This is a genomic window from Limnomicrobium aquaticum (assembly GCF_040545545.1).
Classification (GTDB): Bacteria; Pseudomonadota; Alphaproteobacteria; order Rhizobiales; family Rhizobiaceae; genus Ensifer_A; species Ensifer_A aquaticum.
This window is the reverse complement of sequence record NZ_JBEPMB010000009.1, coordinates 42,499-61,643: the sequence shown is the minus strand read 5'-3', so window position 1 is coordinate 61,643 and position 19,145 is coordinate 42,499. Positions and strand designations below refer to the sequence as shown.

Here is a 19,145-nt window from a genome sequence, read left to right as displayed (position 1 = left end):
CGCCATTCCGGCTGTCTGCGGGCTCCGATCCGGGCCTCCTCCATCATCCCGCTTCGCGGAATTGCTGTCCCCGCGGCCATCCGGCCCTGCGCCCCTCATCCTCCAGAATGAGGCTAGCGGCTTTCTCGGCGATCATCAATGTCGGGGAATTCGTGTTGCCGCTGGTGATTGTCGGCATGACGCCGGCATCCACCACCCGCAGGCCGCGCACGCCATGGACGCGCAGCCGGCTGTCGACCACGGCGAGCGGATCGTCCTCGCGACCCATCTTCGTCGTGCCGACGGGGTGAAAGATCGTGCTGGCAATGTCGCCGGCGAGCTTCGCCAGCTCCTCGTCGCTCTGGAACGCAACGCCCGGCTTCCATTCCACCGGGGCGTAACGGGAAAGCGCCGGCTGCGACACGATATGGCGGGCCTGACGGATGCTGTCGGCGGCAATGCGCCGATCCTCCGGCGTCGTCAGATAGTTGGGGGCAATGGCCGGCGCATCCTTTGGGTCTTTCGAGCGGATGCGCACGCTGCCCCGGCTGGTCGGGTTGAGATTGCAGACGCTGACGGTAAAGGCCGGTTCGCGATGCAGCGGCTGGCCGAAGGCTTCGAGGCTCAGCGGCTGGACGTGATATTCGAGATTGGCATGCGGCTGGCTCTCGTCGGAGCGGGTAAACGCGCCGAGCTGCGAGGGCGACATGCTCATCGGGCCGCTGCGCTTCAGCGCATATTCCATGCCGATCGTCATCTTGCCGAAGAGGCTGGCGGTCAGCGCATTCAGCGTCTTGGCGCCCGTCACCTTGAAGACCGTGCGGATCTGCAGATGGTCCTGCAGGTTGCCGCCGACGCCGGGAAGGTCCGCAACCGGTTCGATGCCGAGACTTTTCAGGAAGGCCGGATCGCCAAGCCCGCTCAGCTGCATGATCTGCGGCGAGCCGATGGAGCCGGCACAGAGGATCACTTCGGCATTTGCGCGGACTTCGACCGTTTCGCCGGCGCGATTGCCGCGCGCGCCCCTGCAGCGCAGGGCTCCATCGTCATCCGCCTCGAACAGCAGCCGCTCGACCTGCGCTTCGGTCCAGACGGTGAGATTGGGTCGCGACAGGGCAGGGCGGAGAAAGGCCTTCGACGTGTTCCAGCGCCAGCCGGCCCGCTGGTTGACATCGAAATAGCCGACGCCCTCATTGTCTCCGGTGTTGAAATCCTCCGTTTTCGGCACGCCGGCTTGCACCGCGGCATCGGCAAAGGCATCCAGCAGATCCCAGCGCAGCCGCTGCTTTTCCACCCGCCATTCGCCGCCATGGCCGTGGAGATCGGAGAAGCGGCTGTTGCCGCCGGTTTCGGGATCCTGGCCACCATCGAGGCGATAGTGATCCTCATGCGCCTTGAAATGCGGCAGCACATCCTGCCACGACCATGACGCATCGCCCGTCAGCGCCGCCCAGTGATCGTAGTCGCGGGCCTGACCGCGCATGTAGATCATGCCGTTGATGGAGGAGCAGCCGCCGAGCGTCTTGCCGCGCGGATAGATAAGGCTTCGTCCATTGAGCCCGGCTTCGGCCTCGGTCTTGTAAAGCCAGTCGGTGCGGGGATTTCCGATGCAATAGAGATAGCCGACGGGGATGTGAATCCAGTGATAATCATCCTTGCGGCCGGCTTCGAGAAGCAGCACGCGATTGGCCGGATTGCGGCTCAGGCGATTGGCCAGCAGGCAGCCAGCCGACCCTCCTCCGATTATAATGTAATCGAATGCTTTCGCAATCAATCCCAAACCTCCCGATGCCGGATAGAAGCGTCTGCGGCCCCGCGCCGCAGCGCAAGAGCCTGAAAAAGCTGGTCCGGCATGTTGGGCGTCCTCCCGCCTGACCGAAAAGCTAAACGGGAAGTAAACGAGAAATCCAATGACAAATTCAGAATAACATTATAAGCAGAATTAATATGAGCGATTTTGATCTCAAAACATTACGCGCCTTTGTGGCGGTCGCGCGGGAGGGCAATGTGACCCGCGCGGCGGAGCAGTTGCACCTGACGCAGCCGGCCATCAGCCTGCAGCTGAAGCGTCTCACTGCCGAGACCGGCATCGAGCTTTTCCGCCGCACCGCGCGGGGACTGGAGCTGACCCATGACGGCGCGCTGCTCGCCGCCAAGGCGGAACTGATCTTCGCCTCGCTGATGGATTTCGGTCAGACGGCGCGCAGTCTGGCCACGCAGGTCAGCGGCTCGCTGCGCATCGGCACGATCATCGACCCGGAATTCACGCGGCTCGGCGCCTTCCTGAAATCGCTGGTCGAAAGCGCGCCGAGCATCGAGACGGAGCTGCGCCACGGCATCAGCGGGCAGGTGCCGGAGGGGCTGAAGCGCAACGAGCTGGATGTCGGCTTTTTCCTCGGCGATATCCGCGATTTCGATCCGCTGGCGGGGCTTGGACCCGGCGCGGAGGAAAGCCTGTTCCATGTGCTGGAACTCGCGCCGCTGACCTATCGTGTCGTGGCGCCGGGGGCCCTTGCGCCCTATGTGCGCGACAGGACCTGGGCGGAACTGGCCGCACTGCCCTGGATCGGCACGCCGCCGGCCTCGGTGCACAATCGCCTGCTCGGGCGCATTTTCGGCGAACTTGGCGTCCGGCAGAATGTCGTGGCGCTGATCGATCAGGAAATGTCCATGCTCGCCATGGTGCGCGCAGGCGTGGGCTTGAGCCTCTGCCGGGAATCGATCGCGCTGCACGAGCAGCAGTCGAACGGTCTGATCATCGCCAATTCGGTGAAGATCGAAACCGCGCTCAGCTTCATTTCGCTGAAAGCCCGCGCCAACGATCCGGTCGTCGCCCATGTCTTCGACGTGGCACGGCGTATCTGGGAGCAGAACGGCTGAGACGGGCGGCCTATAGTTTCAGCGCATGAGTGATAGATGTCCTTTCTATAACTCATCAATGCGGTATTTCATGAGTTATAGCAGGGTGAACTATCGCTCACGGGGAGGCGAGGCCGCCGCTGGCCCTTGCCTTGCGGGGCCTTCCTTCCTAGAGCATTTCAACGTTTCACAGAAACGCTGAAGCGCTCCATCTCCTTGTTTTCCGCAATTCCGGACGTGAAACCGGTTTCCACTTTCGCTGGAATTGCTCTAAGACACATCCACCAATCCCGGAAAGGCATCCCATGGCCCGCGATCTTCTCATTCTGCTGACCCCCGGCTTTCCCGACGCGAAGCTTTCGCCGGACAGGCTCTATTACTGCCCGCAATGCAATATGGTGGAAGGCCTGCTCGCCACCTTTCCGCAGCTGTATCACCATGTCGATGTCATGCGCGTCGACTTCCCCCGGCCGCGCCCGGCGGTGATCGAACGGATCGGCGAGGAGAACCAGGGGCTTCCGGTGCTGATCTTTGCCGACCCGGCGACTGCGCCCGCCGATGCCTTGACATATGGCGAGACCCGTTTCGTCAGCGATATCAACCGCCTCTGCGAACTGCTCGCCGAACGCTACGGGATTCCGTATTCGCACTGACACCAGTCGTCTTCAGCGCGTCACGTCAATGACAACGCGCCCGCGGGTCTGACCTGCTACGATAGCCTCGGCCAGCTCCGGCAGTTTCGACATGGGCTCGACGGTCGTCATGGCGGCGAGGCGGTCGCGGTCGAGATGGTCGGCGAGCGTCTGCCACGCGGCCTGACGCAGCGCCATCGGGGCCATGACGGAATCGACGCCGAGGAGGGCGACGCCGCGCAGGATATGCGGCATGACGGTCGCGGGAAGATCGGCCCCGCCCGCAAGCCCGCAGGCCGCGACCGCGCCGCCATAATTCGTCTGCGCCAGCACATTGGCAAGCGTCGTCGAGCCGACGGAATCGACCGCGCCGGACCAGCGCTCCTTCTGCAGCGCGCCGCCCTTTTCAGCGAGGCTGGCACGGTCCACGAAGGCGGTGGCGCCAAGGCCCGCAAGATACTCATGCGTTTCCGGACGTCCGGTCGAGGCGGTCACATTGTAACCCCTGGCTGACAGAAGGCTGATCGCGACGGAGCCGACGCCGCCGGCGGCGCCCGTCACCAGAACCTCGCCTTCGCCGGGCTTTATCGCGCCCCAGCGCTCCAACGCGTTGACGCAGAGCGCTGCGGTATAGCCCGCCGTGCCGATGGCCATGGCCTGTTCGAAGGAGAAGGCCTCCGGGAGTTTCATCAGCCATTCGGGCTTGAGGCGCTGATAGCGGCTATAGCCGCCCCATTCGGTTTCGGAGAGGCCGAAGCCGTTGACGACGACGCGGTCGCCCGGCTTCCAGTGGGGCGAGCGGGACTCGACCACCACACCCGCCAGATCGATGCCGGCGATGAGCGGCGTGCGCCGCGCGATGCGGCCCTTGCCGCTGACGGCGAGCCCGTCCTTGTAGTTCAGCGTGGAGAATTGGATTTCGACCAGAACGTCGTGATCGGGCAGATCGGTCACCTTCAGCGTCCGGAAGCCCGCCTTCGGCTTGCCGTCCACCGCATCAATCACCATCGCGTTGAAAGTGCCGCTCATGATCGCAATCTCCTCCTGCCATGCGTGCGCGCGACGAGCAAAAGAGCGCCGGCGAGCCAAACGGCCAGACCATGCCACGGCCATGATCCTAATGCCAGTCTCCGGAACGGGCAGATGCAGATGTCGCCCGGCCACAGAATTGACGATGCGGCGAGACGTCCCAAAGGTTGAAATCCGGGCTGCAAGACGGCATGATCTGCAATCAAAAGAGGATTTTGGAAAGCCTTTTCTAATATGAAAGTCGTGATACTCTCAAGGCTGCAAGGCATTCGATTCCGGGGGGAACGCGCTTGAAGCTTGTTGATGATGCCGGCGCCGTGCCGACGCCTTTGTCGGCCCCCGTCGCCACCAATGTCAATCTCATTCTCGATACCATCCGCACGCAGATGAACATGGATGTCGCGTTTCTGGCGGAGTTTTCCAACGCGGTGCGCGTGTTCCATGGCGTCTCTTCGATTGTCGACCATCCGCCGATCCGCGCGGGCGAGGTTCATCCGATCGGTTCGGGCTATTGCCGCAAGGTTGTCGAGGGTGCGCTACCGCAGCTGATCCCCAACACCGCCGATGTGCCGCTGACGGCGGAAATTCCCGAAACGGCGGCTATTCCCATCGGCGCGCATTTGAGCGTTCCGCTGCGGCTGGAGGACGGGCAGCTTTACGGCACGCTCTGCTGTTTCGCCTTCACGCCGCGGCCCGATCTCGGCGAAACGCAGCTCGTGCTGCTGCGCCAGCTTGCCGATCTGATGGCGCGCATGCTGGCCGGCGACATCAGCGCGCAGAAGAAGCGCAGCCGCACCCGCAAGCTGGTGGAGACGGCCATTGCCGCGGGCGACCCGGCCATCGTCTTTCAACCGATCGTGAACCTGAAGAACCGCGTCGTGACCGGCTTCGAGGCGCTGTCGCGCTTTTCCAGCGAACCGCCGCGCAGCCCCGACAAGTGGTTTGCAGATGCGGAGCTTGCCGGCATCGGGGGCAGGCTCGAGCTTGTCGCTGCACAGCGCGCGCTCGCCGCGTGCCGGACGCTGCCGGCGGATTGCTCGATCAACATCAACCTGTCGCCGAAGACGATTCTGACCGGCAACCTGCAGCCGCTTCTGGCGCAGGTGGACCCGAAGCGTCTGGTCATCGAGATCACCGAACACGCTGCCGTCGACGACTATGCCGAACTTCAGGCCGCCTTGAGACAGGCGCGCGCGGCCGGTGTGCAGATCGCCATCGACGACGCGGGTGCCGGCTATGCGAGCCTGCAGCATGTGCTGAGATTGCAGCCGGATATCATCAAGTTCGACATCAGTCTGACGCGCGATATCGACACCGACCCATTGCGCAGCGCCATGATCAGTGCGCTCACCGAGTACGGTCGCCGCACCGGCACGATCGTCGTGGCCGAGGGTGTCGAGACGGTGGAGGAAGAGCGGACGTTGCGCGACCTCGGCGTCGACAAGGCGCAAGGCTATCTGTTCAGCAAGCCCAAGCCGGCGGGGGAATTTGCCGGGGTGGCGAAGGCGGGGTGAGCGGGTGCCCTCTTCTCCCCAAGGGGAGAAGGTGGCGCGAAGCGCCGGATGAGGGGTTCCAACAATGCGGAGAGAAACCCCTCATCTGTCCTTCGGACATCTTCTCCCCAAGGGGAGAAGAGGGAACTCACAAACTTGCGACGGTCTTCAGCGCCCCATCCAGCGCAATCCCGCCTTCATCCAGCAAAGCGGCCTGACGCAACCGTCGCATCCATGTCGCACCATCCTCGCGACCCATGAGCATCGGCAGTGCCGACATGACGCGGTCGAACTTGGAGAGGCCGCGCACATGGGTGTCCGAATAGCCCTTCACGAGGCGACGGTTGCCGAGCACTTCGGCGGCGAGATCGTAATTCTGCGGCAGAACCTTCAGAGCCTCTGCGGTCCAGGCATCGCGATGCGCCATTTCGATCGAGTGGCGGAGGCTCCCCCGGCGGAAGCGGCGGAGCGACGAGACGACATAGAGGCCGGTGAACCAGAAGAGTGTGCCGGTCTTGACACGGCGGCCCTTGTCGATGCGGCGGTTGAGCCAGTTGAACAGGGCAGGGCGGTTCCCGATGAACTGGCCGAGCCCCTTCGGCAGCGTGCCGCAGACCTCTTCCATGCGCGGATGCATGTATTCGGTCGTGTAGAGGATCTGGTCAGCCTTGACGCCGACTTCCTTCTTCACGCGGTCGAAGCGGGTGCCGCGCGTCTTCAGATCGGCGACGCGGATCACATCGTCATAGGCCATGGCGATGGCGACATATTTGGCGGCCTGTGCGGTGAAGGCGAAATCCTTTTCCCCACCGCCATGCGCCTTGTCGGCGGCGTGGAGCTTGGCGACTTCGCTTAAGTATTCGTCGGCATAGGCCGGGTCTTGAAAATCCGTGAGCTTCTTCACACCGGCATAGAGCATGGGCTGGATGATGTCCGGGAATTCCCTGCGGATGCGGGTGAGCAGCTTGTCCAGCGCCGGATGGCCGGCGGAGGCCGGGATTTCGGCGAAGGTCTTGGGCGATGTGGCCGAGACCTTGTCATTGCCGCCGCGGAGCACGCGGTCATAGGCCGCGTTGAAGGCGCGAAGGCTGGCCTCGACGCCCTTGCCGCCCTTGCGCACGGTCGCCTCGAAGGCGTCCTTGGTAAAGGGCAGGGCGCCGGAGGCGGCAAGCGCGCCGAACATGGAGGAGGAGATGACGCTGCCGTTCTTCGTGGCCAGCGTATCCATGTCGAAGGTGATGGTCTTCCTGGCGGCAAAATCCGTGGCGTCGACCACCACGGTCGGGTTGCCTGTGCCGTCGCCGGGCTTTTCCTTTTCGCCGACCGCATAGGAGCGGTGGGTGGAGGCGATCAGCATTGTCTTGTCGGGCGTGACCAGACCGCGCAGCACGGAGCGGCCGGCTTCCATCAGTTCGGCGGCGAGCACGATATCCACATCGCCAGGCGTCGGCATCAGCGCCAGAACCGGCTCGACGCCCTCGCGGGCCTTCAGCAGTTCCAGATAATAGATCGTCGCGCCCGTGCGCTGGGCAACGCCCGGCACGGAAGTCGTCTGCGCGACCCAGCCCTGAGATTCTGCCAGATCCACGATCCAGTCGGCGAGAACCCCGCCGCCCTGGCCGCCCATAGCGAGGATGGCAAGCGACAGCGGCTTGTCGTGGGAGAGGGCGGCAAATGCGTTATCGACATGAACGTTCATGGTTTTCATCCCTCTCAATCAGCAAAGACGACTCGGGCCTCGGCGCGGCGCGACTGGAGCCAGCCGATCACGGCCTTGCGCACACGATGCGCGAAGCGGTCCCAGCCCGTGGGATTGTGGATGACATCGGCGCGGTAGAAGGAGGGGCAGAGGACTGCCGCTTCCGAGACTTCGCCGCAATTGCCGCAGCCGACGCAGGAATTGTCGATGGCCGCGACCGGATCGTCCTTCAGCGGATCATCCGTATGCTTGACCGAGAGCGAGGGACAGCCGGAGAGGCGGATGCAGGCATGATCGCCGGTGCAGACATCCTCGTCAACGCCGAAGCGCTCCTTGACCATGCGCTTGCCGTCCTTCACGGCTTTCGCGAATTGCGGCTTCACGCGGCGCTGCTTGTTGAGGCTGCATTCGGACGAGGCGACGATGATCTTCGGACCCGGTTCCTTTGTCGTCAGCGCCTCTTTCAGCGTGTCGCGCATCTTGGCGACATCATAGGTGCGGTCGATCTGGCGGACCCAGGTCGCGCCGATGCCCTTGACCGCATTGACGATGGAATTGTTGGTCTTGCGGCGAGGGTTGAGCGCGCGGGACGACATGATGTCCTGACCGCCGGTCGCCGCCGAATAGTAGTTGTCGACGACGAGGATGACGCCATCCTGCTTGTTGAAGACGGCATTGCCGACCGAGGTGGCAAGACCGTTATGCCAGAAGCCGCCATCGCCCATGACCGAGATGGAGCGCTTGTCGGCCTCGACATTGAAGGCGGAGGCAGAGGCCGGCCCGAGGCCGTAGCCCATTGTCGTGCCGCCGATATTGAAGGGCGGCAGGATGGAAAAGAGGTGACAGCCGATATCGGCCGAGACGTGATGTTCGCCGAGTTCCTTCTCGACCAGCTTCATGGCCGCGAAGATCGGGCGCTCCGGACAGCCGGTGCAGAAGCCGGCAGGCCGCGGCGGCACGACCTCGGCGAGCGCCTTGACCTTGGGATCGGTGAGGATCGGATCGGGGTTCGGCACCGGCGGGCGGTTGCCGAGGAGACCCGGCGCATTGGCCTCGATGAAGGCGCCGAGACCCTTGATCAGGACCGGCGTCGTATATTCGCCGCCGAGCGGCAGGACGTCCTTGCCCGAGACCTTGGTCTGGATGTCCCGGCGGCGGAACAGCGTGTGCAGCGTGTGCTCGATATATTCCGGCGCGCCTTCCTCGACCATGAGGATCGCCTTCTTGCCGGCCGCAAATTCGATCAGCTCGTCATCGACCATCGGGTAGGAGACGTTCATGACATAGAGCGGCACGCGGCAATTGCCGTAGACGTCGGCGAGGCCGAGATGCTGGAGCGCCCGCATCGCGCCATTATAGACGCCGCCCTGCAGCACGATGCCGATCTCGCCCTCGGTGGGGCCGAAATGTTCGTTGAGCTTGTTGGCCTTGATGAATTCGACCGCCGCGGGCCAGCGCTTCTCCAGCTTTTCCTTCTCATGCGCGAAGGAGGCCGGCGGAAGAACGATGCGGCTGAGGTCGCGGCGCGGATTTTCCAGCGCTTCCTTCAGCGTATATTCGGGACGCTTGTTGTCCTTGGCGACGAAATGGCCATGAACGTGGCAGGAGCGGATGCCGACCTGCAGCATGACCGGCGTGTTGGAGGCTTCCGAAAGCTCGAAGCCCTTTTCGACCGCCTCGACAATGGAGGGCAAGTTCGGGCGAGGGGTCATCAGCCACATCTGCGACTTCATCGCAAAGGCATGGCTGCGCTCCTGCATGATCGAGGAGCCTTCGCCGAAATCTTCGCCGATGATGACCAGCGCACCGCCGGTGACGCCGCCGGAGGAGAGGTTGGAGAGCGCATCCGAGGCGACGTTCGTGCCGGCGGTGGACTTCCAGGTGACGGCGCCGCGCACCGGGTACATGACGGAGGCCGAGAGCATGGCGGCCGCGGCGGCTTCGGACGCCGATGTCTCGAAATGCACGCCCAGCTCTTCCATCACGTCCTTGGCATCAGCCAGCACGTCCATGAGATGCGAGATCGGCGAGCCCTGATAGCCGCCCACATAGGAGACGCCCGATTGCAGCAGCGCCTTGGTGATGGCGAGGATGCCTTCGCCTCTGAAAATGTCGCCTTCGCCGAGCTTCAGGTCTTCGACTTCACGCGCAAATGATCGCTCTGCCATGACGTTCCCCATCTTGTTGGCAAGTTATATGCAAATGCATATTTCATCTGTCGGATTGTGTCAATTGCATAAATCTTTGCCGCTTACGCGCGCGCTTGCCTTTATATGCGGCGGGGAGGAAATATTCCATTTCATATTATTTTTAAGAAATGCGCCAAACGACCCTTGTCAAAATCCGGATTTTCATTTTAAGTTTCAAACAATCACAAAATCCGGAAACCACCGGAATTCCGTCAAGGGGAACATAGGAGTCCAAAATGACTGACATGACGCGTCGTGGCGTACTGGGACTGGGTGCGGCTACCGTTCTGACCGGCATTCTCGCCGGCCGGATCCCGGTTCAGGCCGCCGAAACGAACACTCTGACGATTGCCTTCAACTCGAACCTGCCGTCCTTCGACGGCACGGTGGGACTGTCGGGCGTGAACCCGGCGATCCAGGCGATCTATCGCTCCATCTACGATCAATATATCGGCCAGAAGCCGGACCTGTCGTTTGAGCCCGGCCTGCTGACGGCCTGGGGCTGGAACGACGACAAGACCAAGGTCTGGATGGATGTGCGCGAAGGCGTGAAGTGGCATGACGGCTCGGACTTCACGCCCGAAGACATCGTCTGGTCGCTGACCCGCGCCGGCAAGCCCGAGACCGGCAACCCGGTGGCCAGCGTCTGGGCCGGCATCGGCAACTACAAGGTGGACGGCAAGCGCATCACCGCCGACGTTCTTTCCTTCGACCCGACCATCTTCAAGTGGATGGCCTTCCTCACCGGCTTCGTCCTGCCCAAGGCCTATTATGAAAAGGTGGGTGCTGCAGGTTTCGAAAAGAAGCCGATCGGCACCGGCCCCTACATGTTCGACGCCTATGAGGGCAATTCCTTCCTGCGTCTGAAGGCCAACCCGAACTACTGGGGCGGCAAGCCGGCCTTCGAGACGGTCATCTTCAAGTTCGTCACCGACCCGACCAGCCGCGTCGCCGAAATCGAGAGCGGCTCGTCCGACGTGACGCTCGAAATTCCTTACGAGGAATTCGACCGTCTGAAGGCCAAGAAGGGCTATGCCGGCGTTTCCTCGCCGATCTCCGATATCGGCATGATCTTCATCACCAATGTCGAGCCGATGCTGGACAAGAATGTGCGCCTTGCTGCCCATCACGCCATCGACAAGGCCGGCATCGTCAAGAAGCTGCTGCGCGGCTATGGCGTGCCGATCGACACGCTGGAAGCCCCGGAATATGCCGCCTTCGATCCGTCGATCAAGGTCGCTTACGATCCGGACAAGGCCGTCGCGCTCCTGAAGGCTTCGGGCTATTCCAAGGACAAGCCGGTCAAGTTCAAGATCCAGACCACGCGCGGCCTGAAGCCCAAGGATTACGAGATGATCCAGGCGATTGTCGGCATGTGGCGCAAGGTCGGCATCGAGGCGGAAATCGAAGTCTACGAAATCGCCAAGCATTTCGAACTCCGCGCCGGCCACAAGCTCGCACCCGCCGCCTTCTACAACTGGGGCAATGCGATCGGCGATCCGACGACCTCGACCGGCTTTGCCATGTTCTCCAAGTCGCCGCATTCCGGCTGGAAGACGGACGACGTCGACGCGCTCATCGGTCCGCTCTGGGGCGAAAAGGACGAGGCCAAGCGCATCGCCGGCTGGAAGGCCGTCGACAAGTATATTGCCGAGCAGGGCTATGTGATCCCGCTTCTGCAATATGTGCAGCCCATCGTCTTCAAGTCCTCGCTGAAGGTGACGCCGAACGTCTCGAGCGCGCTCCAGCCGACGCTGGTCTCCAAAGCCTGACATCAAGAAGGCAGCGTCGTACCCTTGATGGCGCGGCGCTGCTTCCCCCTGTTCGCAGACCCGTGCGCCCGGCTAGCTTGCCGGCGCTGACGGCAACAGGAAGGTTTCATCATGACCGCTTCCGATCTTCTCAATCGTCTTTTCATGGCGGTGCTGACGCTTGCCGGCGTCGCCGTCATCGTCTTCTGTCTGCTGCGCGTTGTGCCGGGCGATCCGATCGCCATGATGATCTCGCCGAGTGCGACGCCGGCCGACATTGCAGCGCTCCGCGCCCATTACGGCCTCGATCTCGGCCTGCCGCAGCAATTCGGCATCTGGTTCATGGATGTGCTGAAAGGCAATTTCGGCACCTCGATCTCGCAACGCCGCGATGTCATGGAGCTGATCGGCGAGCGCCTGCCGGCGACGCTGGAACTCGCCTTTGCCGCCCTCGTCTTCGGCGTGCTGGCCGGTGGTATCATCGCCACGCTCGGGACATTGGCGCGGCGCACCGCGCTCGATCCGGCGCTGGATTTCGTCAACGGCCTGTTTCTCGCCGTGCCCGATTTCGTCTGGGCGCTGGCGCTGGTGCTGCTGCTGGGCGTGTTCTGGCCGGTGTTCCCGCTGTCGGGCCGCATCGACCCGACGCTTTCGACCAATTTTCAAACGGATTTCTACCTGATCGAAAGCCTCGTCACTCTCAAGTTTTCCGCCTTCGGCGACCTGATCTCCCATATGGTCATGCCGATGCTCGCGCTCGGCCTGCCGCTCGCGGCCATCGTCGTGCGAACGCTGAAGGAGGCGCTGGCCGAAGCCATGGTGCAGGATTACGTGCTGCTGGCGCGTCTCAAGGGCATGTCGCCGCTCCGCCTCGTGCTGCAGGAGGCGCTGCGCAATGCGGTCGGCCCGACGCTGACGCTGACCGGTGTGCAGTTCACGTTCATGATCGGCGGCACGGTCATCGTGGAGCGCATCTTCTCCTATCCCGGCCTCGGCAACATGGCGATCGACGCCGTGATCAACCGCGACCTGCCGCTGATCCAGGGCATCGTGCTGACCTTCGGCGCGATCTTCATTCTCGTGAACATTCTCGTCGATCTCATCGCCGCCTGGCTGAATCCGCGGGGCGCTGCCCATGGCTGAGATCGCAACCACGGACGCCCCCGTCCCCCTCCGGAGCCTGCCGATGAAAAACATCAAACCGCTTTTGCGTGAACCGCGGGTGGTGATCGCCGGCGGCTTCCTGCTGCTGCTGCTGCTGATCGCGATCTTCGCGCCCTTTATCGCGCCGAAGGACCCGCTGGAGCAGGACCTGATGCTCGGCAACATGCCGCCCGCCAACTATCCCGGCGCGGAGCCGGGTTACTTCCTCGGCACCGACGATCTCGGCCGCGACGTGCTCTCGCGCGTGCTTTACGGCTCGCGCATTGCGCTCACCGTCGCCTTCGTCGCCGCCAGCCTTTCGGCCATCATCGGCACGCTGATGGGGCTCGCCGCCGGCTGGTATGGCGGCTGGGCGGACCGGATCATCTCGCGCCTCGTCGATATCTGGATGGCGTTCCCCCCGGTCTTGCTCTCGGTTCTGCTCGTCGCGGTGCTGGGTTCGGGCCTGCATTCGGTCATCGCCGCCATCGTCATCATCGACTGGACGCGCTTCTGTCGCGTGGTGCGGGCCGAAACGATGGCGCAGGCGCAGCTTGACTATGTGATGGCCGCCGAAACCATCGGCTTTTCCCGCAGCCACATTCTCTGGCGCGAAATCCTGCCCAATGTCGCGCCGGTCCTCATCGCCCTTGTCAGCCTCGAAATGGGCATCGCCGTGATTGTCGAGGCGATCCTGTCCTTTGTCGGTCTGTCGCTCTCCTCCGACATCCCGACCTGGGGCGGCATGATCGCGCAAGGCCGCCAGATGATCCATCAGGGCTGGTGGGTTTTCGTCTTTCCTCTCATCGCGCTCTTCGCCACCGTTCTTGCCTTCAACCAGCTGGGCAACGGTCTGCGCAAGGCGCTCGACCCGGTGATGCGCCGATGACCCAACCACTTGTTGCTATCGAAGGCCTGAGCGCCATTTCCACCCGCGACGGCGGCGCGCCCGTACTGCGCGACGTGTCCCTGACGCTAGAAAAGGGCGAGGTTCGCGGCCTCGTCGGCGAATCCGGTGCCGGCAAGTCCACCATTGCAAAGGCGCTGCTCGGCATCCTGCCCTCCACGGTGAAGGTCACCGGCGGCTTCATCCGCTTCGAGGGACGCGACCTGCTCGCCATGCCGCGCCGCGAACTCTCGGACATCATGGGCCGCGACATCACCCTGATCCCGCAGGACCCGCAGACGGCGCTGAACCCGGCCCGGCGCATCGAGGCGCAGCTGACCGACGGGCTGCGGCTTAAGCTCGGGATGAGCAAGGCGCAGGCACACGAACGCGCGCTGCAGCTTCTCGACGAAGTGCAGATCCGCAATCCCGAACGGGTGCTGAACGCCTATCCGCATGAACTCTCCGGCGGCATGCGCCAGCGCATTCTCATTGCCTCGGCCTTCGCGCTGAACCCGAAGCTCGTCGTTGCCGACGAGCCGACGACGGCCCTGGACGTGACGGTGCAGAAGGAAATCCTGCGCCTCATCCGCCGCATGCAGGAGGCGCATGGCACGGCGGTGATCTTCGTCACCCACGATCTCGGCGTCGTCGCGAAAATCTGCGACCGCGTGACCCTGCTCTATGCCGGCAAGGTGATCGAGGACGGCGCGACTGCCGACATGCTGACCGCGCCGAAACACATCTATACCCGCGCGCTAATTGCCGCAGGCCCGCGCTATGACCGGCCGAATGCCGGGCTGGAGCCCGTGCCGGAAGCCGTGTTCCGCCAATTGCGCGCCGAAGTCGGCATTGCCGAGAGGAGAGTGTGAGATGAGCGATCTTCTCTTTGAAGCGAAGGGCATCGAAGTCACCTATGGCATGAGCAAGGGTCTTTTCGGCCATGGCCGGCCGGGCGTGCGCGTGCTGCATGGCGTCGATCTGGCGATCCGGCGCGGCGAGACGGTGGGCATTGTCGGCGAATCCGGCTCGGGCAAGACGACGCTCGGCCGGGCGCTGCTGAAGCTCGTGCCCGTTTCCGGCGGCACGATCCGGTTCGACGGGCAGGACATCACGAACCTCTCGCCCGACGCCATGCGCCCCTTGCGCCGGCGCATGCAGATGATCTTCCAGGACCCGATGGCCTCGCTCAACCCGCGCCACACGATCCGCCGGATCCTGACCGAACCGCTCTTCCTGCACGGCCTTGCCACCGACCGGCGCGATGCCGAACGGCAGGTGCGGGCGATCCTCGATCGCGTGTCGCTTGCGCCCGTCACGCTGGAGCGCGCGCCGCATGAACTTTCCGGCGGCCAGCGCCAGCGGGTCGGCATCGCGCGCGCCGTGCTGATGAAGCCGGATTTCGTGCTCGCCGACGAGATCGTTTCCGGTCTCGACGTGTCGACGCAGGCGCAGGTGCTCAACATCCTCAAGGCGCTGTCCAAGGAAATGGGGCTCGCCATGGCCTTCATCAGCCACGACCTCTCCGTCATCCGCGCCGTCTGCGACCGCGTCACCGTCATGCGCTTCGGCGAGGTGGTGGAGGAGGGCCCGTGCGAAACCGTTTTCGACGCCCCGCAATCGCCCTATACGCGCCTGCTGCTCGATGCCATTCCGCTGCCCGAAATCGACGACGGCTGGCTGACGCGGCCGGCTCCCAATCTTGAAAACGCAGCCTGACCGGAGGACCTGCCATGACCGTTCAAACGACCAAGGGCCTGCCCGGCCTCGTCGGCCACGACCACACGGGCCTCACCGTGCCGAACCTCGACGAGGCGATCGACTTCTTCGACCGCGTGCTCGGCTGCACCCATGTTCTCACCTTCGGCCCCATCGGCGATCCGGAGGGCAGCTTCATGACGGACGCGCTCGGCGTCCACCCGCGCGCTCGCATCGAGCGTGTTGCGATGATCCGCTGCGGCAATGGCTCGAACCTCGAACTCTTCGAGTATTCCGCCCCCGACCAGCGCGACCTGAAACAGAAAAACAGCGACATCGGCGCCTTCCACATCGCCTTCTACGTCCGCGACATCGCCGCCGCCAAAGCCTATCTCGACGACATGGGCGTCGAAACGCGCTTGGGCCCACTGCCTATTGAGGACGGCCCGATTGCCGGGCAGTCCATCCTCTATTTCCAGGCGCCGTGGGGCCTGCAGTTCGAGGCGATCAGCTATCCCAAGGGGATGGCCTATGAGGCGACGAGCAAGGTGTTGCTGTGGAACCCGGAAAAGCCGGGGGCGTGAGGGAAAGTTTTCGCAAATAGCATTTATTGCGCAGTTTCTGTTATCGGCGTATCTTTAAGACCGTCGAAGGAGAAGACTGCGATGAATGTTTCACTGGGCGAGCGCTGGGAAAAATTTGTCGAGCAGACCGTCCGCGAAGGACGCTATGGCTCGGCCAGCGAAGTCGTGCGCGAGGGTCTGCGCCTCGTCGAGGAGCGCGAAGCGCGGCTGAACGCGCTGCGTGACCATCTCAACGCCTCCATCGCCGCCGGCGGCGACAATGGTGACGGCGACATTGACGCGGCACTGGCGGAGGAAGCCAAAGCATTGCGGGCCAAGGGCTTCTGATGTGGCGCAGTTGATATTTCTCGACAGCGCCAGACATGACCTCGTTCACATCCTCCGTTACGTCACGACGCAAAGCGCGTCACTCCAGACAGGCCAGGATTTCGTCGCAGCCCTCCGGCTGAAATGCCGGCATCTCGCGGGCCTTCCCGGAACGATGGGCCGCCCACGCCCGGAATTGCGCGAGGACATGCGCAGCTTTGCCTTCCGGGGCTACGTGATCTTCTTCCGCTATGTCGGAGACAGGCTTGAGGTCGTCAACATTCTGGAGGGGCATCGCGACATCGATGCCTATTTCGACGATACCGAATGAGAGGCGAGACTACCGCCCCCGCACCCGTCGCAAGGTCTCCGACGGGCTCTCCCCATAGACCTCGCGATAGGCGGCCGCCGCCCGTCCCAGATGCCCGAAGCCTGATGCCAGCACGGCATCTGCCACATTGAGCGACGGCGTGGGCTTGAGCAGCGCGTTGCGCAAACTCTCAAGCCGCGCCTTCTGCACGCCATCCGAGAGCGTGCGGCCGAAGGCCTTGCGGTAGCTTTCCTGCAACGTGCGCAGCGGGATGCCGGCGGCGGTGGCGATGTCGGCCATGGAGATGTTTTCGGCCGCGCGGGCGCGGATGAAATCTTCCGCCTTGCGCACGGCGGCAGAGCCGGGGTCGATGGCGGGCTGGCTGAGGGTTGAGGAGAAATTGCCGGTCAGTCCGTTGAGGATGAGCGAAATCAGCCCGTCGCGCAGCATCCTGCGATAGGCGTCCGGCAGCGCCGCGCCGCCTTCCGCCGCCTCCACCAGCATGCGGGTATGCGACAGGATGCTGCGCCCGACAGGGCTTGTGAGATCGACCGAGGGGTCGAATTCGATCGGCCCGCGCGCGCGATGCGTCAGCGTCTCGAAGAAATCCTCGACCATGCGGCGGCGCATCAGCACGATCAGCTTTTCGCAATCGTCCTTCCACACCATGCGGGACGCCAGCGTCGGCGACAGGAGCGAGCCGCGCTGACCGGCGGCGACATCGACGGCGCTGGTGCCGCAGCGGACATGGGCGGCGCCATGGACCGGCAATTGCAGCAGGAAGAAATCGGACAGCTCGCCGGGATCGATCTCCACTTCCGCGCCGTAGGCGACGAAGTTCACCGAATAGCCCGGCTGCTCCACCGCATTGTGCACGGCATGAAAGCCATAACCATTGCGGTCGCGGACATTGAGAAAGTGGGGACAGAAGATGCGGCCGATGGCATCGCGCGCTTCATCGACGGCGCGGGTGTCGACCAGACCGTGATGCTGAAGAGGCTTTTCCTGCGCATCGAACATCGGCGGTTTCCCCGTGACGAGCCGAAATCAAACCATATCTGCCGAAAGTGGACAAGGCCTCGCGCAAAGTGGATTGCCGATTGTCAAATCCGGTTCATGATTAGTTTAAACATAAAATGAATGAAAAGCCATCGACAAAGACGGCTCAGAAAACGGGAACAAGGTCATGGGAAGCGATCTCTTTCGTGCCGGAATGCGCCGTCTTGCAGGGGGCGTCACCATCATCACATCGCTGGATGCCGACGGCCGTCGCTGCGGCATCACGGCGACCGCTGTCTGTTCGCTCTCGACAGAGCCGCCGTCGCTGATTGCCTGCGTCAACCGCTCGACCTCCATCGCGGCCGTCGTTGAACATCGCGGCGTCTTCGCCGTCAACGTTCTCGCCGAGGACCAGCGCCCGGTCGCCGAGACCTTTGCCGGGCGCACCGGCCACGCCCGCGAGGATCGCTTCACGGTCGGCGATTGGATCGATGACGGCACCGGCGCGCCGGTTCTGGCCGATGCCTCCGTCTCCTTCGATTGCAAGCTCGCCGAGATCCACGAATTCGGCACGCACATGATCCTCATCGGCGAGGTCGTCTCGACCCGCTGCGCGGATGGCGAAACGCCGCCGCTGATCTATGGCGACGGTGCGTTCCTGACCGCCCGCCTCGCGGCAGCAACCGCCTCTGCTGCGGCCTGAGCCATCACAAAAGACATCGTTAGAACGACATCGTTCAATAGACAGGGGAAGCCATCATGAATGGACTGAACGGGAAAACTGCGATCATTTCCGGCGGCGCGACGCTGATCGGACAGGGGATCGCCGAGGTTCTGAAAAACTATGGCGTGACGGTCGTCATTGCCGACATCAATAAAGAAGTCGGCGAGAAGGCAGCGGCCAAGGTTGGCGGCAACACGCATTTCATCGCCACCGACATTACCAGCGACGCCGAAATCGAGGCGCTGGTGAAGGCGACGGTGGAAAAGACCGGCCGTCTCGACTTCCTCGTCAATGTCGCCTGCACCTATCTCGACAATGGCGCGGACACGACACGCGGCGACTGGCTGAAGGCGCTGGACGTCAACATCGTCGGCTCCGTCATGCTGATGCAGGCGGCGCGCAAGCATCTGGCCGCCAACAAGGGCGCGATCGTCAATTTCGGCTCCATCTCGGCCCGCGTGGCTCAAGTTGGCCGCTGGGTCTATCCGGTGTCCAAGGCCGCGATCCTGCAACTGACACGCAACCAGGCGATGGATCTGGCGCCCGAGGGCATCCGCGTCAACGCCGTGTCGCCTGGCTGGACCTGGTCGAACATCATGCAGGAACTGACGCATGACACGCGCGCCAAGGCGGACGCCGTGGCGAAGGACTTCCACCTGCTCGGCCGCACCGGCAGCCCGAGCGAAGTGGGCGAGGCCATCGCCTTCCTGCTCTCCGACAATGCCAGCTTCATCACCGGCACGGATATCCGCGTCGATGGCGGCTACACGGCGATGGGACCGGAAACCAACGTTCCGGCCATCCCGCGCCTGATGGAGTGATGAATACCCCTCATCCGGCGCTGCGCGCCACCTTCTCCCCGAG

18 protein-coding genes are annotated in these 19,145 nt (G+C 63.4%); 13 read left to right on the top strand and 5 right to left on the bottom strand.

The genetic code is table 11. From position 1 onward, the window contains the following. Positions 1–43 precede the first annotated feature (43 nt). A complete protein-coding gene (locus tag ABID16_RS20405; protein WP_354558214.1) occupies positions 44–1,753 on the bottom strand; it encodes a GMC family oxidoreductase in 1,710 nt (569 codons plus the stop codon). Positions 1,754–1,926: 173 nt separating this feature from the next. On the opposite strand from ABID16_RS20405, the gene ABID16_RS20400 reads away from it, so the two are divergent. Both ABID16_RS20400 and ABID16_RS20395 read left to right on the top strand, forming a co-directional pair. Further along, complete coding sequence (locus ABID16_RS20400) at positions 1,927–2,859, top strand: LysR family transcriptional regulator (RefSeq protein WP_354558213.1); 933 nt, start codon at positions 1,927–1,929, stop codon at positions 2,857–2,859. A gap of 284 nt (positions 2,860–3,143) precedes the next feature. Beyond that, positions 3,144–3,491, top strand: coding sequence for a DUF3088 domain-containing protein (locus ABID16_RS20395; protein WP_354558212.1), 348 nt, complete (start codon positions 3,144–3,146; stop codon positions 3,489–3,491). A 12-nt stretch (positions 3,492–3,503) separates the two neighbouring features. Here the strand turns inward: ABID16_RS20395 and ABID16_RS20390 are convergent, their stop codons facing one another. Continuing rightward, positions 3,504–4,499, bottom strand: a complete 996-nt coding sequence (locus ABID16_RS20390; RefSeq protein WP_354558211.1) for an MDR family oxidoreductase — start codon at positions 4,497–4,499, stop codon at positions 3,504–3,506. A gap of 290 nt (positions 4,500–4,789) precedes the next feature. On the opposite strand from ABID16_RS20390, the gene ABID16_RS20385 reads away from it, so the two are divergent. Next, positions 4,790–6,013, top strand: a complete 1,224-nt coding sequence (locus tag ABID16_RS20385; protein ID WP_354558210.1) for a sensor domain-containing phosphodiesterase — start codon at positions 4,790–4,792, stop codon at positions 6,011–6,013. A 127-nt stretch (positions 6,014–6,140) separates the two neighbouring features. On the opposite strand, the gene ABID16_RS20380 is transcribed toward ABID16_RS20385, so the two are convergent. Together ABID16_RS20380 and ABID16_RS20375 are read right to left on the bottom strand one after the other, a co-directional pair. After that, a complete protein-coding gene (locus ABID16_RS20380; RefSeq protein WP_435532454.1) occupies positions 6,141–7,700 on the bottom strand; it encodes an indolepyruvate oxidoreductase subunit beta family protein in 1,560 nt (519 codons plus the stop codon). A 5-nt stretch (positions 7,701–7,705) separates the two neighbouring features. Further along, complete coding sequence (locus ABID16_RS20375; RefSeq protein WP_354558208.1) at positions 7,706–9,859, bottom strand: thiamine pyrophosphate-dependent enzyme; 2,154 nt, start codon at positions 9,857–9,859, stop codon at positions 7,706–7,708. 257 nt (positions 9,860–10,116) lie between these two features. On the opposite strand from ABID16_RS20375, the gene ABID16_RS20370 reads away from it, so the two are divergent. From ABID16_RS20370 to ABID16_RS20335, 8 genes are all read left to right on the top strand, one after another. Beyond that, positions 10,117–11,652: an ABC transporter substrate-binding protein gene (locus ABID16_RS20370; protein WP_354558207.1), complete on the top strand. Its 1,536-nt coding sequence runs from the start codon at positions 10,117–10,119 to the stop codon at positions 11,650–11,652. Positions 11,653–11,763: 111 nt separating this feature from the next. Continuing rightward, positions 11,764–12,774: an ABC transporter permease gene (locus ABID16_RS20365; protein ID WP_354558206.1), complete on the top strand. Its 1,011-nt coding sequence runs from the start codon at positions 11,764–11,766 to the stop codon at positions 12,772–12,774. A 43-nt stretch (positions 12,775–12,817) separates the two neighbouring features. Further along, on the top strand, positions 12,818–13,663 hold the full coding sequence (locus tag ABID16_RS20360; RefSeq protein ID WP_354558205.1) for an ABC transporter permease: 846 nt from the start codon (positions 12,818–12,820) through the stop codon (positions 13,661–13,663). Further along, on the top strand, positions 13,660–14,532 hold the full coding sequence (locus tag ABID16_RS20355; protein WP_354558204.1) for an ABC transporter ATP-binding protein: 873 nt from the start codon (positions 13,660–13,662) through the stop codon (positions 14,530–14,532). The genes ABID16_RS20360 and ABID16_RS20355 overlap by 4 nt, the downstream gene beginning before the upstream one ends. A gap of 1 nt (position 14,533) precedes the next feature. Continuing rightward, positions 14,534–15,379, top strand: a complete 846-nt coding sequence (locus ABID16_RS20350) for an ATP-binding cassette domain-containing protein (RefSeq protein ID WP_354558203.1) — start codon at positions 14,534–14,536, stop codon at positions 15,377–15,379. A gap of 14 nt (positions 15,380–15,393) precedes the next feature. Beyond that, the gene (locus ABID16_RS20345) at positions 15,394–15,942 is read left to right on the top strand and encodes a VOC family protein (protein WP_354558202.1); all 549 of its coding nucleotides are present in this window, start codon (positions 15,394–15,396) and stop codon (positions 15,940–15,942) included. Positions 15,943–16,023: 81 nt separating this feature from the next. After that, on the top strand, positions 16,024–16,269 hold the full coding sequence (locus ABID16_RS20340; protein ID WP_354558201.1) for a type II toxin-antitoxin system ParD family antitoxin: 246 nt from the start codon (positions 16,024–16,026) through the stop codon (positions 16,267–16,269). Between the two features lies 1 nt (position 16,270). Beyond that, complete coding sequence (locus ABID16_RS20335) at positions 16,271–16,579, top strand: type II toxin-antitoxin system RelE/ParE family toxin (protein ID WP_354558200.1); 309 nt, start codon at positions 16,271–16,273, stop codon at positions 16,577–16,579. A 9-nt stretch (positions 16,580–16,588) separates the two neighbouring features. Here the strand turns inward: ABID16_RS20335 and ABID16_RS20330 are convergent, their stop codons facing one another. Further along, positions 16,589–17,578 carry an AraC family transcriptional regulator gene (locus tag ABID16_RS20330; protein ID WP_354558199.1) on the bottom strand — a complete coding sequence of 330 codons (990 nt, stop codon included), beginning with the start codon at positions 17,576–17,578 and terminating at the stop codon, positions 16,589–16,591. Positions 17,579–17,744: 166 nt separating this feature from the next. On the opposite strand from ABID16_RS20330, the gene ABID16_RS20325 reads away from it, so the two are divergent. Next, positions 17,745–18,260 carry a flavin reductase family protein gene (locus ABID16_RS20325; protein WP_354558198.1) on the top strand — a complete coding sequence of 172 codons (516 nt, stop codon included), beginning with the start codon at positions 17,745–17,747 and terminating at the stop codon, positions 18,258–18,260. Between the two features lie 56 nt (positions 18,261–18,316). Beyond that, complete coding sequence (locus ABID16_RS20320) at positions 18,317–19,102, top strand: SDR family oxidoreductase (protein ID WP_354558197.1); 786 nt, start codon at positions 18,317–18,319, stop codon at positions 19,100–19,102. Positions 19,103–19,145 lie beyond the last annotated feature (43 nt).

Coding starts and splice junctions, on each gene's coding strand:
- ABID16_RS20380 (WP_435532454.1), bottom strand. CDS start 7,700: ATGAAAACCATGAACGTTCATGTCGATAACGCATTTGCCGCCCTCTCC.
- ABID16_RS20360 (WP_354558205.1), top strand. CDS start 12,818: ATGAAAAACATCAAACCGCTTTTGCGTGAACCGCGGGTGGTGATCGCC.
- ABID16_RS20325 (WP_354558198.1), top strand. CDS start 17,745: ATGGGAAGCGATCTCTTTCGTGCCGGAATGCGCCGTCTTGCAGGGGGC.
- ABID16_RS20345 (WP_354558202.1), top strand. CDS start 15,394: ATGACCGTTCAAACGACCAAGGGCCTGCCCGGCCTCGTCGGCCACGAC.
- ABID16_RS20375 (WP_354558208.1), bottom strand. CDS start 9,859: ATGGCAGAGCGATCATTTGCGCGTGAAGTCGAAGACCTGAAGCTCGGC.
- ABID16_RS20340 (WP_354558201.1), top strand. CDS start 16,024: ATGAATGTTTCACTGGGCGAGCGCTGGGAAAAATTTGTCGAGCAGACC.
- ABID16_RS20390 (WP_354558211.1), bottom strand. CDS start 4,499: ATGAGCGGCACTTTCAACGCGATGGTGATTGATGCGGTGGACGGCAAG.
- ABID16_RS20365 (WP_354558206.1), top strand. CDS start 11,764: ATGACCGCTTCCGATCTTCTCAATCGTCTTTTCATGGCGGTGCTGACG.
- ABID16_RS20370 (WP_354558207.1), top strand. CDS start 10,117: ATGACTGACATGACGCGTCGTGGCGTACTGGGACTGGGTGCGGCTACC.
- ABID16_RS20395 (WP_354558212.1), top strand. CDS start 3,144: ATGGCCCGCGATCTTCTCATTCTGCTGACCCCCGGCTTTCCCGACGCG.
- ABID16_RS20400 (WP_354558213.1), top strand. CDS start 1,927: ATGAGCGATTTTGATCTCAAAACATTACGCGCCTTTGTGGCGGTCGCG.
- ABID16_RS20350 (WP_354558203.1), top strand. CDS start 14,534: ATGAGCGATCTTCTCTTTGAAGCGAAGGGCATCGAAGTCACCTATGGC.
- ABID16_RS20320 (WP_354558197.1), top strand. CDS start 18,317: ATGAATGGACTGAACGGGAAAACTGCGATCATTTCCGGCGGCGCGACG.
- ABID16_RS20355 (WP_354558204.1), top strand. CDS start 13,660: ATGACCCAACCACTTGTTGCTATCGAAGGCCTGAGCGCCATTTCCACC.
- ABID16_RS20330 (WP_354558199.1), bottom strand. CDS start 17,578: ATGTTCGATGCGCAGGAAAAGCCTCTTCAGCATCACGGTCTGGTCGAC.